Annotated in this window: 10 protein-coding genes; 4 read left to right on the top strand and 6 right to left on the bottom strand. The window is 40.2% G+C overall.

All coding sequences use genetic code 11. The annotated features are described in order from the left end of the window. Positions 1–351 precede the first annotated feature (351 nt). A complete protein-coding gene (locus ACP6PK_RS12355) occupies positions 352–1,170 on the top strand; it encodes a class I SAM-dependent methyltransferase (RefSeq protein ID WP_426559856.1) in 819 nt (272 codons plus the stop codon). Positions 1,171–1,742: 572 nt separating this feature from the next. On the opposite strand, the gene ACP6PK_RS12350 is transcribed toward ACP6PK_RS12355, so the two are convergent. The 3 genes from ACP6PK_RS12350 to ACP6PK_RS12340 form a co-directional block, all read right to left on the bottom strand. Next, complete coding sequence (locus ACP6PK_RS12350; protein ID WP_426559855.1) at positions 1,743–2,786, bottom strand: nitrilase-related carbon-nitrogen hydrolase; 1,044 nt, start codon at positions 2,784–2,786, stop codon at positions 1,743–1,745. 646 nt (positions 2,787–3,432) lie between these two features. Then, positions 3,433–3,627, bottom strand: a complete 195-nt coding sequence (locus ACP6PK_RS12345) for a hypothetical protein (protein WP_094673104.1) — start codon at positions 3,625–3,627, stop codon at positions 3,433–3,435. 800 nt (positions 3,628–4,427) lie between these two features. Next, a complete protein-coding gene (locus tag ACP6PK_RS12340) occupies positions 4,428–5,522 on the bottom strand; it encodes a PstS family phosphate ABC transporter substrate-binding protein (RefSeq protein ID WP_426559854.1) in 1,095 nt (364 codons plus the stop codon). 516 nt (positions 5,523–6,038) lie between these two features. Here ACP6PK_RS12340 and ACP6PK_RS12335 point away from each other — a divergent pair. The 3 genes from ACP6PK_RS12335 to ACP6PK_RS12325 all read left to right on the top strand — a co-directional run bounded on the left by ACP6PK_RS12335 (position 6,039) and on the right by ACP6PK_RS12325 (position 10,765). Then, a complete protein-coding gene (locus tag ACP6PK_RS12335; protein ID WP_426559853.1) occupies positions 6,039–8,414 on the top strand; it encodes a CBS domain-containing protein in 2,376 nt (791 codons plus the stop codon). 778 nt (positions 8,415–9,192) lie between these two features. Continuing rightward, positions 9,193–10,374 carry a DUF4336 domain-containing protein gene (locus tag ACP6PK_RS12330; RefSeq protein ID WP_426559852.1) on the top strand — a complete coding sequence of 394 codons (1,182 nt, stop codon included), beginning with the start codon at positions 9,193–9,195 and terminating at the stop codon, positions 10,372–10,374. Positions 10,375–10,606: 232 nt separating this feature from the next. Continuing rightward, on the top strand, positions 10,607–10,765 hold the full coding sequence (locus ACP6PK_RS12325; protein WP_094678002.1) for a YqaE/Pmp3 family membrane protein: 159 nt from the start codon (positions 10,607–10,609) through the stop codon (positions 10,763–10,765). A gap of 823 nt (positions 10,766–11,588) precedes the next feature. On the opposite strand, the gene ACP6PK_RS12320 is transcribed toward ACP6PK_RS12325, so the two are convergent. From ACP6PK_RS12320 to ACP6PK_RS12310, 3 genes are all read right to left on the bottom strand, one after another. After that, on the bottom strand, positions 11,589–13,724 hold the full coding sequence (locus ACP6PK_RS12320; protein ID WP_426559851.1) for a bifunctional metallophosphatase/5'-nucleotidase: 2,136 nt from the start codon (positions 13,722–13,724) through the stop codon (positions 11,589–11,591). A 242-nt stretch (positions 13,725–13,966) separates the two neighbouring features. Beyond that, positions 13,967–15,364: an alpha-amylase family glycosyl hydrolase gene (locus ACP6PK_RS12315; RefSeq protein ID WP_426559850.1), complete on the bottom strand. Its 1,398-nt coding sequence runs from the start codon at positions 15,362–15,364 to the stop codon at positions 13,967–13,969. Between the two features lie 108 nt (positions 15,365–15,472). Further along, entirely contained in the window at positions 15,473–17,305 is a 1,833-nt protein-coding gene (locus ACP6PK_RS12310; RefSeq protein ID WP_426559868.1) for a pyridoxal phosphate-dependent decarboxylase family protein, read from the bottom strand. Positions 17,306–17,552: the final 247 nt, after the last annotated feature.

The raw sequence follows: 17,552 nt of genomic DNA, 5'->3' as shown, positions 1-17,552 counted from the left end.
CTAAATTGGTATATACTATAGTATAGTTTAATAACTAATAATTAATAATTACTAATGGATAATTAATCCATAAAAGTTTAAATCCTCTCCTTTTAAATGGATAATTGGTAATTGTTTTTGCGCTCCGCAAAGCTTGAACTTTGTCATACTCCTCATTCATCTCGCGCAGCTTTTTCCTAATGTAATGCTCCGCAAACATATCGGCGACAGCCGAAAACAAAAATAATTATCCATTATCTATTCTTAATTATCAATTGTTAAAGAGGTAATTATCAATTATTCATTATTCATTATTAATTAATGAACTTAGTATGATAGAGTAAAAAAAACTGTCCAAATCAGATAAAATAAATGACTAATTTAGCCCAAGAATTTAGAGAATTTGAATATAATGCGTGGCAACAATCTGTAGACCAATATGATAATTCTTTTGGTTCTCTAACTAATCAAATGATTCCACCACTTTTGAATGCTGTAAACTCCCAATCAGGAACTAAAATACTTGATATTGCTACTGGGCCTGGTTATGTAGCTGCGGGTGCTGCTAAACTTCAATGTCAAGTGATTGGCTTAGATTTTTCTGATGCCATGTTAAAAAAGGCTAAACAACTTAATCCTGACCTAGAATTTATTCAAGGAGAAGCCGAATATTTACCTTTTGAAAATGAAGAATTTGATGCTGTTGTAATGAATTTTGGGATGTTACATTTGGCTGAACCTCAAAAAGCAATTAATGAAGCATTTCGAGTGCTGCGTCATCCAGGAAAATTTGCTTTTACTGTCTGGGATGTAATAGATAAATGTATTGGGATTAAGTTAGTTTATGAAGCAATTCAAGCTTATGGTAATTTAGAAGTAGAGCTTCCTGAAGGACCTCCATTTTTTTATTTTAGTGAAGAACAAAACTGTATTTCAGCGTTACAAAATGCAGGTTTTTCTCATCCTTTGGTAAGTAAATTTTCTTTGACTTGGGAATTAGCAAATGCTGATTTCTTGTTTGATACTTTTTATAAAGGTACGGCAAGAACAGGTGGTTTACTTCGCAATCAAACCGAGGAAAATATTGCAGATATTAGGACTGCTATTCGTCAAACCTCACAACCTTATTTTGATACAAATAAATTGGTTTTACCTATGTCTGCTTTAGTAGCATCAGGAACAAAATTATGACGAATTTGGCAGGATTTTGAGATCAAAATTTGATTGGGTCATTTCAGTTAGCCTCCTGCGGAGGAGCTGCGCTTTTTCGTATAGGGAATGCTCCGCTTTCCATGTCGCGCAGCGTTTTGCTGGCGCACAACTTTCCTGACGGAATGCTCCTAATTACGCACTTCGGCTGTCGCCGACATATAAAGCGGAGCTTTGCGTCAGCAAAACATTTATCAGTGAACCTCAGACCTTAGTCGGAGGCTTGAAATACTGAGTTAAATATTTTTTCATCCCCTATCCAAGGGGAGGTTTTAGACCTCATTTTTTGGTAAATTATTTTATTAATTAGAATGGGAGGCTTCAAGGCGTGAATTGTTGAATGAATAATTAATTGACTATCAACTCTTAATTCTTAATTATTAACTATTAATTATTAATTATTAATTATTGAACCTTACCTTAGAAGAATGATGCTACCAGACTTGCTATTAGACTTCTCCAAAAATGAAAAATCAAATCAATTATTATCCATAAATTATCAATTACTGTTCCCTGTTCCCTGTTCCCTGTTCCCTCTTTTCTGGAGATGTCTATTAGATAATATCTTGTTTCGCCAACTCTTCAATAGTTGCAACTTGAGTTTCAATAAAATGTTTTCGTTCCACAACTCCACTATCCATAGTATTACCAGGATAACCATGAAATTGACTATAACTTTCTGCATAAGCATCCCACCGTTGTCTTGCTAACAAATTTTTCATTCCCACTTGACGGCGATAGTTGCGCAGAGCAGTAATATCAATTTCTGCATAAGCTGCCATACTTTCCCCCTGCCCAGTTTCTGCTAATACTAAACCTCTATAGTCGAGAATTTTGGAACCCCCATCAACCGAAGCTTCAGCAATAGGAGTATTCGCAATACCAGCAGTATTAGCAGACACAACATACATCATATTTTCCACAGCACGAGAAACTTTAGCAGCTTCTTTAGGCGATCGCGCTTGTCCATAAACTTCAGAGGTAGGATGGAGTAAAATTTCTGCCCCCCGCATCGCCAAACATCGCGTCACTTCTGGGAATAAAATTTCATCAGAAGCAACAGCAGCAAGATTACCGATCGCTGTTTTAGCAACAGGAAACACACCCTCTAAACCGTAACAGTCAAGATATTTATCCCAAACATCATGGGGGGTAGGAGCAAACATCGAGTTCAGACGGCGGTAGCGTAATACCATATTGCCAGTGGGGTCAAAAACAAAGCAATTTTGAAAATATAATTCGGGAAAGTTGGGGTCAAGTTCATAAGCATTGCCCGCCAGAAAAATAGCATTTTTTTGGGCAATTTCTCCCAGGCGATCGTAAAGTGGGTCATTCATTTCTAAACAAGCTTTTTCTGCCCAACCTGTCAAAGACTCCGCCATCGGAAAACCTGTGAGGAAATATTCTGGTAAGAGGACCAATTTACAGTTAGGCCCAATAAATGCTTTACTGGGAGCTATTTGTTGGCCGATGCGGTTAATAGTTTGTTCGATGAGCGATCGCGCTTCTGAGCGGTCATTGGCCAGATTTACGGCCTCAGCCTTGACTTGGAGGGCCAAAGCTTGGAAAGGGGGTATTTGATGAATAGCTTCGATCATATTTTGCTAATACCGTTTCACGAAAGTTAAAAGTTGGTAGTCTTGCATATTAATGGTGTGTAGGAATAAGAAATGCCTAGCACAGGAGTAATATCAAATCCACTTGCTTTGGAGAATAAGATTCTAGCATCAGTTTGGTAGGGGTTTGGTCACCAAACCCCTACATTTAATTGCTACTTAATACCAATTTCAAAAAATATTGCTATATTAACTTTTTCTAGTAGGTAGGAAATAGGTTGGTTGGGTAATAGGAGAAAATTAAAATTTTTCCCTTAACAATAAGTAGTTATGGAAAATTAATTACACATACTCTGGATACTCAATAGCCTAATTTTGTAAAAATTACAGGGAAGAAAATTAGTTCAAGAATTTAGAATTTAGAATGCGCGAATTACCTCTCCTTGAAAACGGATAGGATTGACGAACAGGAAAATTTTTATTTATTATCCCCTTTTAAGGGGAGGCTTTAAACCACAATATTTCGGTAATTAATTTTTTCTAGGCACTGAATAACTAATAACTGATAACTGATAACTAATAACTGATAACTGATAACTGATAAAAAGGGGCGCAAAATATTACGCCCCAGCAAAATATATAACTGTAGTTAAAGTGTAAGAACGAAAAATAGTTTACTCAAGATAGCTTAGGAAGCTGAATCTTGCTCTTGATTGATTTGTCGTTCTATAGTCTGAATGGCCGCATTAAGTCCAGCCAATCTAGTTTCTAGGTCATCTCGCATCCACTTGAGGAATTTAAGTTTATTCTCCTGTTGGGCCTTACGAGATTCTGGTTGAAAAAAGTCCCAACCACAGCAGGACTTAGTAAAGAATGGAAACATGGACAATACTCTCAACTCATCCTTACTTAATATTTTGAAACAAAAATTCTGGAATAGTAAAGAATAATCACCTGAATTGAGAAGTTAGAAGTTAGAAGTCAGAGGTTAGATAGGAGGAAGAGCCATCAAATTCCTGATATACAGAAATTAAATTACAGCGCTTTTCAGTTGAGTAAACCACAAAACTACTGTAGGAGTCAGGAGTCAGGAGTCTTAGGGGCGTTTTCCTACGGAACATGTAATACCATTTCTCAAAAAGTTTTCTACATTTGATTAAGCAGGGGAGTAGGGGAGTGGTAGGGACGTTGCATAAGGGCGTCCCTACAGAGAAGTAAAGATAAGAATAATTAACATTAACAAGTGCTAAAATTAGCAAAAATATTAAAATATCGGTGTTAACTACTTAATAACTGAAGTGTTAGCTAAGTATAGCATTACTTTTAGTAATTGGTATAAAACGTTTGCGGAGCATTCCGATAGGAAAGTTGTTCGCTAGCTAATGGCCATTAGCTACGCACAACTTCGTTTTACATGTTCCGCAGGAAAACGCCCGTACAGGAGTCAAAGGCTAGTTTCAAAGTTCTCGCTCCTCAACTTCTGACATCAACAAATATTCCATCATCCTCTCCGGTGCATATCAACTGTGGCCTATCCAGCGTGAAAACTGCTATATTGCTGTGACTAGATTTGAGAAGCGTGAGAATATATATTTTTTTTCCACACTTCCCACAGTCCCCACACTTCCCACAGTCCTCACAGTCCCCACACTCCCCTACTCCCCTACTACCCTACTCCCCTGTTTAACTGCCACCCATCTGCTTTCTTTCTTTTTCGGACAAATATTTATCAGTAAGTTTAGCACCAACGGCAGATTCTCCTTCAAAAACTGACCCAGTAGTGAGTTCTTCAAGACGCTTCTTTACTTTTACTTGTATAATTCCTGATATTGGGACATAACCCACTTCAGAAATTACCTCCTTGTTAGTAACATCTATTTGGTAATCAACAAAAGCTTTAACAAAAGGCATTGTTTCTAGAGAATTTTTATTCACATATAAGAATAATGGACGAGATAGAGGAGTATAAGTACCATTAGCGATCGCCTCCTGACTTGGTTCAATACATTGACCACTTCCATTGTCAATAGCGATTAACTTCAAAATATCCTTATTATTTTCATAGTAGGCAAGACTGAGGAAGCCCAAACTACCCCAGTCAGATTGGATGCCTTGAATAATTATATTATCATCCTCGCTAGCCTTGAAGTCCTTTCGGCTTTTACCTGCTGCTCCAACAACAGCATCAGTGAAGTAATCATAAGTACCAGAGTCAGTGTCAGGGGCATAAAGACGCAGGGGTTCTTCGGGAAAATTATCACGAATTTGCTTCCAGTTGGTAATTTTATCAGCATCATCAGGTTGCCAAACTTTTTTTAATTCTTCTATAGTTAGACAGTCTGACCAGTCATTGTACTGATTGGCAATAATAGAAATAGCATCAAAGGCAATGGGAATTTCCACAAATTCTATTCCGTTTGCCCGACACAGATCGATCTCAGACTTTTTAATGGGACGGGAAGCATTTGATATATCCGTGTCCCCAATACAGAACTTTTTCAGTCCAGAACCAGAACTAGATATGCCTACAATTACCTGAATATCAGGATTATCCTGCATAAAATTTTGAGCCATTGTATCGGAGATGGGAAAAATGGTACTTGAACCATCAACTAGAACATAGCTTCTTATCTCTTCTTCTTCTGGAGTTACTGTAGCTGAGGGAGTCTCAATAGGTTCTGTTTTTTTCTCTCCACCTCCACAGGCAGTTACTAGCAGAAGTAAGGCTAATGTAAAATAATTAAGATACTGGTATCTTAATTTAATTCCCAAGTTCATAGATTTTTTTGATAATGGTGGTTTTGATTGAACAATACAATCTATAATTTTATCACTTACAAATATTGATAAAAAATGAATTTTGTGCTATAATTTACATTAATTTTTAATTTTAGGTAATAACTACTATTGTCATACAACTGCTAAAGATAAGAAATTCTGGTGTTGGTGAACTGAGCTATGAAATCTAGAGGATGTTGCTAAGAAACCGGGTTTGTTCGAGACAGGTGTCAGTATGTATCGGCATCTAATACAAACCCGGTTTCTAGGTTTGTAGAAAAATCATAGCCACGCATCACCAAGGCCGAAATTCTAAATTTACCTAAAAAAATCTAGATGATATTTTCATTAATTGATAATGGATAATTGAAGAATGGATAATGGAGAGTAGATCATAAAAACTCTCTTCTTATATCAATTATCCATTGAACAGGAGAGGGAATAAAGTAGGATTGATTAATTATCCATTATCCATTGGTAAGTGACTCTTAGCTAAGAAAATTAGGAAATATAATTATGATTGCTCAATCTAGTATGTATTCATCACCTCTACAACAAGCTATTGACCGTCATCCCTTAACAGTGACTCCAGAAACTCCTCTGGTAAATGTACTAAAACTAATGAGTAAGTTACATAAGAGTTCTGCTTTGCCCAATGTGAATACATCTGAAAATGAGCAGGTCGAGCAATCAATATTATTAAACCAAGAAAAAGCAACAAGTGTTTTAGTAGTAAAAAATATACCTGTTGAGGAAGAACAAAAGCATAATTCAAAACCTTCTTTATTAGGCATATTTACTGCCAGCGATCTTGTCAAATTAATTGCTGCCGATAAACTTAAGAATCTACAAAATTTATCAGAAGATGTGCAGATAGGCGAGGTAATGACATCTAATGTTATTACTCTCAAAGAATCAGACGATGAAGATTTATTTACAGCTTTGTCTTTGTTCCGAAAACATAAAGTTAGTCATCTACCAGTGCTAGATAGTCAAGGTCAAATAGTTGGTGTTGTTACACCAGAAAAAATTCGTCAGGTTCTGCAACCTTCTAACATTCTGAGATTAAAACGAGTAAATGAAGTCAAAAATGATAGTGTTACAGTGACAATCTCAGGAACAGCATCATTGTTGAAAGTAAGTCAATTGATGGCAGAAAATAAAGTGAATAGTGTAATTATTACACAGAAGAAAAAAGTTCAAGGACAAAGTATCGAAAAACCGATTGGTATAATTGCTAATGATGAGATTGCCCAAGCATATTTTCTGGATATAGATTTGGCAAAAATACCTGTAAAAAAGGTAATGAAAACTCAAATTAATTTTCTGCAACCAACTGATTCTCTATGGAATGCTCATAAAAAAATGTTGCAAGCACAAGTGCAAATCTTGATAGTGTGCAGCCAACAAGGAGAGTTACTGGGAACAGTGAATCAGACAAGTTTACTACAAGTATTAGACCCCACAGTAATGTTTGGGTTAGTCAGAGAATTACGAAAAGACGTTAATCAACTACAAGCCGAAAAATTTAATCTGTTACATAATCGAAACACAGAATTAGAAAAAGAAGTTCAGGCACGAACAGCAGAAATACAGGAACAGTTGGAGCGCGATCGCCTCCTGGCAAAAATTGCTCTCAGGATTCATCAATCTCTAAATCTCAATGAAATAATTAATGCAGCAGTTACAGAAGTGCAACAATTTTTGAAAGCAGATCGAGTAGTTTTATTTCAAGTAAAATCCGCAAAAGTCACCAAGATAGTTGCTGAGTCAATAGATCGTAATTGCAATTCTTGGATGGGCGATCGAGCTTCATCTGAATGTTTAATGTCAAAATTAAAAGTAAATAAAAATAAGATTCAGGCAGTTGCAGATATTGAGCAAACAGATTTAGCTATAGAACAAATTACAAGTTTGCAGCAAAAGCAGGTAAAATCTTTCTTGATAGTACCCATTTCTCAAGATAGGCAATTATGGGGAATTATGTGTACCCAAGAATATTCTGGAATTCGAGAGTGGCAACCATCTGAAATTGATTTATTGCAGCAATTAGCAACCAAGTTAGCGATCGCGATCCAACAAGCTCAACTTTATCAACAAGTACAAACCCTCAACACAGACTTAGAAAGACAAGTACAAGAGCGTACTGCTGAATTGGAACAAAAAGTCAAAGAATTACAGCAACTTAATATTCTCAAAGATGATTTTTTAAGCACCGTTTCCCACGAATTGAGAACACCTCTCTCAAATATGAAAATGGCTATTCATCTGCTGAAAGTATTTCCTCTCCCAGAAAAGGGTGAAAGATATTTGAATGTTTTAGATACAGAGTGCAAAAGAGAAATTGAATTAATCACCGATTTATTAGATTTACAGCGCCTAGAAGCAGGTTCTGAATCTATTGCTTTAGATACAATAGACTTAACAACTTGGCTGCCTTCGATTATGGAACCTTTTAAATCGCGGGTAAAAGAAAGGCAACAAATTCTCAAGACTAAATATCCTAAACAACTACCTAAAATCCGTTCTAATAATAATAGTTTGGCCAGGATTTTAGCAGAACTTCTGAATAATGCTTGCAAATATACTGAAGATGGTGGAGAAATCAAATTTTCAATAGAATTTAATCAGAAAAAAAACAACAAAAAAAGCCTCTCAGAAACTCCAACTCCCATCAAATTTATAGTTAGTAATCCATCAAAAATTCCCGAATCCGAGTTACCTAAAATCTTCAATAAATTTTATCGAGTTCCTAATGCCGATCCTTGGAAACAAGGTGGTACAGGTTTAGGTTTAGCTCTAGTCAAAAAATTAGTAGAACAGTTAAATGGCAATTTATTTGTCACTAGCACTAATGGTTGGACAACTTTTACAGTAGAAATGCCTATATGAAGTCAAAAGTCAAAAGTCAAAAGTCAAAAGTAAGAATTTCAGGACTTACGCAGGCGAACCCAGAAACCGGGTTTTTTCCTCAATGTTTATTGTTATAGCGCTACTTGAGTCGGGAATAGGGAATAGGGAATAGTAAACTGTCAAAGGGTTTTCCTAGGTCATGCTGCGCAAACAAGATTTAGAAATGTCAAGAGCCTTAATGCGTAGCGCCTATAGAACCCATTTGGGATCTATTTAAAATTATAGATTGAGACTAGGGGAGTAGGGGAGCGGGGGAGTGGGGGAGATGGGGAGATGGGGTGTATTAGATATCTGCCACTCATTCCATCATCAAATCAATTATTACCCATTTTTTATCAATTCCTTCTCGAATTGAACCTATTTTCTGGAGATACTGTTAGGGCTTCTATAAAAGCAACGATTTATCCTAAAAACCCGGTTTCTTTGCGTACTAAACCCAATTTCTTGTTTGGATGCCTAAGTCTTGATAAATTAACTTCCCCGGCGGGAAGTCCCGCGCTCTCCCGTAGGGGAGCGTCGTATGGGAAAGCCGGGCTAGGGTTTACGGTTTTCCTATAGTCCTAGTTGCTATCACCATTGACAATTATATACACAGCCATTATAATATCTAGCATGATCACACGCAGGGGGAGGACATCACCTCTGTCTAAACAGCGTAAACAGCGGTCAGGGTTTCCCAGACTGAAGAATCCCGCGTTGTCCCGTAAGGGCAACGTCGGGGGTATGTCAATAAATGTAGTAAATAACTGCATAAAAGGTGCGTTCAGACAAACAAATACAACAGCAGAATTCTAACTCCAGGGATTGGTCATGGCCACTATGGCCAATTTTACCCTTATACCCTTATGGTCAACGACGGACATTAAGAAAAGAAATAGTTAAAGATACAATCTGGACTTTTGACCAACTCCAGGGTATCTTCTATGTCACTGTGCCAATTAGGATGACAATAGTCAGAATGATTGGAGGTGGTTTGTTTGTCTATGCCCCAATAGCACCAACACGAGAATGTGTCAGACTTGTCAATGAATTGGTAGAAAAATATGGAGAAGTTCGCTGCATTATTTTACCAACTATTTCTGGCTTAGAACATAAAGTATATGTAGGACCCTTTGCGAGAAAATTTCCCACGGCGGAAGTTTTTGTCACACCCAACCAATGGAGTTTTCCTCTAAATTTACCCCTGAGTTGGTTGGGTTTACCAAGAAACCGTACCTACCTACTCCCGACTAATAGTGCAGATGCACCTTTTGCAGCAGAATTTGACTACGCGACTCTCGGACCCCTTGATATTGGTTTCAGACCTTTTGCAGAAGTAGCATTTTGGCATAGTCCATCCCAAACTTTACTGGCGGTTGATACTGTTTTATCTGTACCTGCTGAACCCCCGGAGATTTTGAATTTAGATCCCTATCCTTTATTATTTCATGCTAAAGATGATGTGTTTGATCTGGTAGAAGATACTCCCACAAATAGACGTATTGGGTGGCAAAAAATATGTTTGTTTGCATTGTATTTTCAGGTGGATGCTTTAGATGTAGTTCCTACAGGGGAAGTTTTGAAGAATGTGGGGAAAGCAGGCGATCGCTCGAAGCGTGCATATTTTGGTTTGTTACCGTGGCGGTGGAAGTCTTACTGGCAGCGTTCTTTTACAGAATTACGACAGGAGGGGCGGTTGTTAGTAGCGCCTATATTGCAAACTCTGATTTTAAATCGCGATCCACAGCAGGTGATGGAGTGGGTTGAAAAGGTGGCAAGTTGGAATTTTCGCCAGATTATTTCCTGTCATTTTGATGCACCTATTCAGACAAGTGGGTATGAGTTTAGGCAAGCGTTTAGTTTTTTAGAAAAGGATAGTGGCGGGTATTTACCAGAGAGAGATTTACAGTTTTTGAGACAATTAGATGAAGGATTGAAGAAAAGAGGGATTTTGCGTTAAAAAAGTTGTAGCATGGAATCAAACTGGGAGTGTGGGGAAATGGGGAGATTGAGAAAGATTTGGAGCTATGTCAAAGATGGAACATTTTTTATACCGAATTAAGCTGATTTGATATTACTACTCTTTACTCCCTACTGCCTACTCCGTAAAACTAAGAAATTTTTTACCTTACCAGGATGGTTCTGTGCTATATAATAGTATACTATAGAAACATTTTCTTAAGGAGATTAACATGGATATTGTTCGTTTAATTTGTGCGATTTTTTTACCACCGCTTGGCGTATTTCTACAAGTAGGTTTTGGCGGTCAATTTTGGTTGAATATTCTTTTGACTTTACTAGGTTATATCCCAGGAATTGTTCATGCTGTTTGGGTTATTGCTAAAAGATAAATAGTTATTATGTATAAGGTGTAATATTCAGGTATTTCTGCTTTATATCATGTTCGTTTGAATACTTATAATTAGGTTAGTAGTTGGGCTTTAGACGAGATACATATTAAATCTAGTAGTATCGTTTAAATAAACGATAGAAACCGGGTTTATATGAAATTTATTACTACACTGACATTTATTTTCCATAAACCCAGTTTATTACCGAATTATTAATAATTAATAATTAATAATTAATAATTAAATAATTATGGTTTAAAGCCTCCCCTTGGATAGGGGAAAAAAGCGGTCGTTAGCGTTAGCGTTAGCGAAGCTCCTCTTTCAGAGGCAGTTCCTCTTTCAGAGGCAGCATGACCTTAGGATGGGATGGCGTTTAGCTTACGCAAAACTTCGTTAACGCGGAGCGACTTGAATTGCGTTTTCGGCGCTTGAGCCGACATGAAAGGCTGCGCGACATGAAACGCGGCTCTGCACTCTTCGGGAGACCTCGCCATATCCAATCTCCCCTTGAGAAGAAATAATATTTCCTTATCTTCAATTCCGTAGCGGTTTTAACCAGAGGTAATTATCAATTATCAATTAATGAAAGCAGTTTTCATATCAATAAACCACATCGTCATTACCAAAACCCTGTAGGGAATTTGTATGCAACTTCCCTACTTTTTGGTCTATCTTGCAGGAAAAGCACTGTAATACCAAATCCGGTTATTAAAAGTACCTTTTTCAAAATCCTCTCTAACATCCCCCCATCTCCCCATCTCCCCATCTCCACAAAAGGGTACTCTATAAACCGGATTTAGTATAAGATCCCGCAAAAATTCCTCTATTGAGAAATCACCGTATCTTCCCGAAATGCCAGGTTCTGAATACGCTCATCAGAGGCAGGATTTCCGTCCGCTTGCTGAAAAGCCATGTCTGCTGTAGGAAAAACTTGATGGAAGTATTCTGCCAGTGAATCCTGCTCAGTACCGAAAGGAGCAAAGTCGGCAACCCCATCGAAAGGTTCTGCAATAGCCTCATCCCTCACCCCATTTTTGTTGAGGTCTTCTTCGGGTTCAAAATCCCCGTCTCCATCGCTATCCGGTTCGCCCAAGAGATCGACACGATTAAACAAAACCGGATCGGCACTCAAAAAACTGGGGTAAGGATAGCTGTCGCCACCATCAGCGAGATAGTTAACGGTAATTGCCCGGAAAGTGCGACTGGGATCTCCAACAACTTCGCCATCTTGAGCAACCACATCAGATTCGCCATCGCCCAAAACGACTAAAGAGATTACCCGATCGCCAGCAGGACGTTCGTAATCGAAGCTAAACTTCAGACCGCCTACTTGGGGGAATTGACCGGGCGTTGCACCGGGAGCCGTCCCTGAAACCCCATGTTCAATAGTCTGTAAGAGTTGTTCTGCTGTTAGGGTAATCAGGGTGAGTCCGTTGTTGAAGCGGAGAGAGTTGTTGATGTCCAGTTCTGAAACTTGTCCTTCTGTTTTACCTGCCTCCGGATTTGCTTCTGGGGGCAACAGTTCAAAGTCATTGGGGTTGGTGCTACCACTAGCAGCGTTAATGATGCCGATGTTAGAACGGATGCTGCCCCCATTTTTCAAAGCAATCCGTGTTGTGGGGTCTATCGTTTTGGCATAAGCCAGGTCTGCATCGGAGGTCAGATTGCCCAGGTTGGTTTCTTCGGTGCGGACAAATGAGCGATCGCCCCGGAGGAAAACTGTTGTATTACCAAAAACGTTACCATCCTGACTTGCGATAACCCCATTGAGAGCATCAGTAATAGCAACAATTTCTGGATCTGGAGTACCACCAATAGCTGCAACCCCTTCTTCGTCAGTAGCGTAAGCTCCGCTGACACTTGAATCGATGCTTTCGGGGACGAGGATACCATCGCCATCGAAGTCTACCACCAGACGAGCGACATAAGTGTAGTTGGCTTTGGTGTTGACTACGGCAATTGGGTTTCCGTCGGCATCGGTTTTGAGGATGGGATAGGGACCAGCACTGGTATCTCCAGCGCGGAGGCGGTCTGTTTCATCAGAGAGCAACGTATGGGAACCGCCCGCAACGATGATATCCACATTTCGCAGGCGAGGAGCAAGTTCGTCGCGCTCAATATTCAACTGTTGCATGTGGGCTAAAAGAATTACTTTGTTGATGCCTGTTGCCGTCAGCTCGTCTACAGCATTCTGAATGTCAGCAGCCAAGGCGTCGTAGTCATTCTCATTTGCTGGGAGTACGGTAACGTCGCCGGAGGAAGCTATCACTGGCAATAAAGGTGTGGTTGCACCAACGATACCGATCTTTTCGTCGCCAAGGGCAGCGATCGCTGTCCCTGCTAATTGTCCGGCTGAAAGCGTGCTAATCTCTTGTCCGTTTTCCGTCACCTTGTCCGCCAAGTCTGCATCTGTACCGAAATTTAAGTTCGCGCTCAGATAAGGAAATAACGCCCCACGGTATTCGCCGGAAGGTTGAATGATATTGCTAACTTCTTTCGTGCCCAGATCGAAATCGTGGTTGCCAAAAGTGGAGGCTTGGACGCCCAGTTGGTTGTGGATTTCGATATTGGCGTGGCCGATGCCAGCTTTGCCCACGGGGGTGTCGCTCAGGCTTGGGTCGCCACCTGCAAACAGAAACGGACTGGGGATGTAGTTATCCCCAGAGGAAAGGAAAAGGGTATTGGGGTAGTCATCTTTGAGCGCATTAAGCACAGCAGAAAAACGGGGCGCGTCCTCCAAGGCTTCCAGGCCAGCTTCAAAGTCTGAGGCGTGGAGTAGTTGTAGGCTAAAGGTTGTAGCAGCAGGTTCGGATTTGTTAAACCAACCAAAGCCTTTGAATAGGTCGGATAGGCTCCATGCTGTCGCCGGAGGGACAGCGACACTCAAAAAGAAAGCGGTGGCGATCGTAACAGCCACTACCTTATTCCACAAATGCTTCCAAATACGATTCAAAATCATTGAGAAAAACCTCTAAATAAGAACATGAACTCTGGAAATATCGTCCAGAGGTTTAGTTTTTTGGCGATGGCCTCTAGTTAGGAAGCGATCGGCTCCGCTGGTGCCGGAGGCGATCGCTCACTTTCTGGACTAATCTAAAGTTTTTGTTTGTAGAATTGCTCTAGCCCGAGCTATAGAAATTGCTAGAGCAATTCTACGAAGTTTAATTATAACTATTTAAAGCTTAACGCACCAGAAGTTCCTTAAGCCTCATTTTTGACAAAAAATAATGCGGTACGGGGACCGATTTCAATCCCACCGCGATTAGGAGAACCCCATTTGTTAATGTACTTTTGACCGTCATCACCGTAGTCTACACACATTTCAAAGTCGTATTGTAGCTCGTTGTAACAACCTACTCCTAAACCTGGCATTTTGGCTGCTGTAACATCAAATGTTTCGCCAGCTTTATTAATAATGGCTAAACCTTTGTCTCCACGCTCAACAAATAGTAAATTCGGACTATCTGCACTGTCAGCAATTTCCTTACCATTGCGATAATATTGTGGTTCTGCTATCATTTCTTCGTGAAATTTTGTGCCAGCAACAATTGTAGGTTCAAAAGCATCAAAAGTTAAAATCAAGGGGGTTCCTTCTTTTCTCCCTAAAACGTAAGCTGTTGCTAAAACTAAATCGTCCTTGTCAAATTTCCAATTATCAAACTGTCTTGGTGCCCAGGTATCATGGTTCCGAGCAAATGTGACAGCATCATCACCTGGTAATGCACGTTGACTATCTGCTGGATTAACTAAAGAACGTAAGTCTCCTCCATAACTAAAAGCATCTTTCAAGGTATTAACCAGTTGAAAATCTGTTACTTTGGGAAACACTGGAATATATTTCATGCTTTCGTCATAGTTGCGCCCAATAGCTTCACCATAGTAAAACTTATCTTCAGGGATAACTTCGACGATCTTCTCTAAATCTTCAACAGAAATATGTTTGACAGCATCAAAGCGGAAACCGTCAATTCCCATATCCATCAGTTTTTGCATATACTCATGCTGTTGCTGTTGCACATAAGGTAAGTCTGTCCTCAAATCTGGCAATCCTTCCTGATCATTAGGACTGCATAACCAATTATTTTCAACTTCGTAGGGATTATTATAGTCGCCGATACATTTTGCCTCGCGGAAATATTCCTTTTTTGGGTAGAGCGGATATGCTTCAGGGAAAGGTGCAACATCTTTATAGAAACGATAATTAGCCATGTGATTAAATACCACATCAGCAATAACTTTAATTCCCCGTTCGTGAGCAGCGTCAATCAAATCCTTTAAATCTTGCTCCGAACCTAGATTTCCCTCTAGAACGTAATCAAATGGCTGATACTGAAAGTACCAATATTTGTCTGAAGTGCAGGCATCATCTTCCCGTCCTGGTGTTTGATTGGGAGGGGAAATTTGAATATAGTTATATCCTGCTGCTTCAACTTCAGGCAGTTTTGCTGTGACGTTGGCAAAACATTCGTCGAAAGCATGGTAGATAACATCTGCTTTGGCAGGAGCAGCATTGGAGGTTAGTCCAATAATTACTGCTAGGAAGCAGGTACAAAACAAGGTAACAAGAGAACTGAAAGCCAAAGGTTTTTTTGTACTCATAACGTTTGATTCGTTTTTCTACTTTTGATTAAGTGAAGCCACAAGTAGTCCAAATTTAAGGTGGAGAACAATTTCGTCTCCAGCATCAAAACTTAACTTTGATTACGATTAAGAATCACACTTTTTGTTACGACGGCGTTTCCAGAGTCGCTTCAACGCCTTGCGAGACTGACGCCCAATACCAGAGAGAAGATTGTCTGAGGTGGAACCACCAGCATCTTCTTCATCGGAAGCACATACAAGAGGTTTAATATTCGAGAAGTCAGAGTAAGGCAACGGACAATTTCCGGCATCATCCTTGGGTTCGGGAACTGTGCCTGCTTCAATGGCATCCCGCGCCACCAATACCAACCGAATCAGTTCATCCATCACTTCCGGGGTAATGTTGACATTCATCGGATAGGCTTTTACAGCATAAATGAAACCAGGTTCTATTTCATCATTGTCATAATCTGTTGGCCGGAAACCACTGGTATAGCTAATGTAAGGTGCATAACCTCCCTCGTGCAACTGACCGTCGCGATGCCACTGCCACAGCATATCGGCTATATTTTTCTGCAATTCATTATTGGCTTCCAGTTCTTCCTTAGCTGCCGGATCGTTCAGTTCTTTTTCGTATTGAGCTTTAGCATCCACTCCCTTTTTGTAAACCCGGAACAGAGTCACGAAACCTGAATCTGCTGTGTTGACACAGACCACGCTTTGCTCGTTAGCAATAACCTCATGGCGCAGGTAATGTTGGATTTCCAAAATGCCTCCCAGAACTGAGCGGAATCCTTCATAACCCATGTATTTCAGAGTTGCCCAAGCTGCCATTGAATAGGAACCGGAGCGGGAAACTTCCAGGGTGTAGAGACCGGGGTTGTAGCAAGTACGCGCCTGAAGATAAGCCGAACCAGGACGACTTAGAAGTTCTTGGAATTTATGCAAACTGCGAACCATAACCACGCTACAATTATAGGTTGACCAACCAGTTTTGTGGAAATCACAGCCAATAGCATCAGCGTGGACAACTTTGCTAATCGCGTTATAGTTTTTCTGAATCTGCGCCAAAACTGCTGGTGCAAAGCCCAAGGGATTCTCTGCAAAGTCATATCCTTTGAACATCAGCCAAGACCAGCCAATCACCGCATCAGCATAAATTAGGGGTCGTCCTACTCCGTCAGGATGTTTTTCTAGGGGATATAGTTCATCTACCAATTCCCTTACTTTGTCAATGGGGTCTACCGCAAAAGCATCTGTTGTACCCATTGTGCAGACAATAGCAGCGATAGGTGTACCTGAGGAATGGAGGACTCGCACTACTTCTTCTAGGTGGTCAAAATCCATCGCATTCGTCACGTCATCGGTGTCGATTTCGATGTAGTTCTCCATGCCAAGACCTGTCCAGTCCGTGGAGTTCTGTTTGCAGTAGTGACCCTGTTGAGACACCAACACCTTGGCATCGGTGCGAATGCCATTACAACGGGAATTCATGCCCAAACAACTCGTCAGGGCGTATTTGATGCCATAAAAATAGCAACCAGAACCGCCAAAAGTGAACAGACCGCCCGCTTCATCCGTCGGCCAACCAATCAGATCGGCCAATATTGCAGAGGTCTCCATTTCAGTCTTTTCTACATCCCACGCATATTCCCCCTCAATAATATTGGGACTGAAAACCTGAGTCATCATGGCAGCAATAATCGCAGCAGTATTGGCGGGAGGAATAACGTTAGGCATTACCAGGGGATGATTCCAGTTGGGCATTCCTCGAAATAGTTCTGCTGCCTCCTCAAGCACATCTTCCACCGAAGCCATGTTTTCCCCCAGACGCGCTTCAGTCACTCTACCATAATGGGGACCAGTCGGATCGTTTCCTAGATAGCCCGGTGTACCTGTAGGGGAGGTAGACTGGGGTGGCTTGAGTCGGTCAAGATAACGAATAGCTTGGTGAACCATATCTGCAAAGGGGTCTGAGGCTCCTGTGGAATAGTAAGTAGGGAAAGCGCTGCGCATCTCGGCGCGTAAATTAGCCCAACGGGGTGCATCGGGTTGGGTACTACCATCTTTATTCCAAAACGCAGAAAATTTGGAAACCATTATTTGACTCCTAATATTGTGAAGGATTGAAATCGAAAATCTATGCTAGAGCAATCCTGATATGAATCGAATCAATTCATATTGATTAATATATAGTGAATTGTTT

It is taken from the genome of Dapis hubbardiae BLCC-M172 (genome assembly GCF_050016015.1).
Classification (GTDB): Bacteria; Cyanobacteriota; Cyanobacteriia; order Cyanobacteriales; family Microcoleaceae; genus Trichodesmium.
The sequence above is the reverse complement of the archived record's forward strand: the minus strand, read 5'-3'. Positions and strand labels throughout refer to the sequence as shown.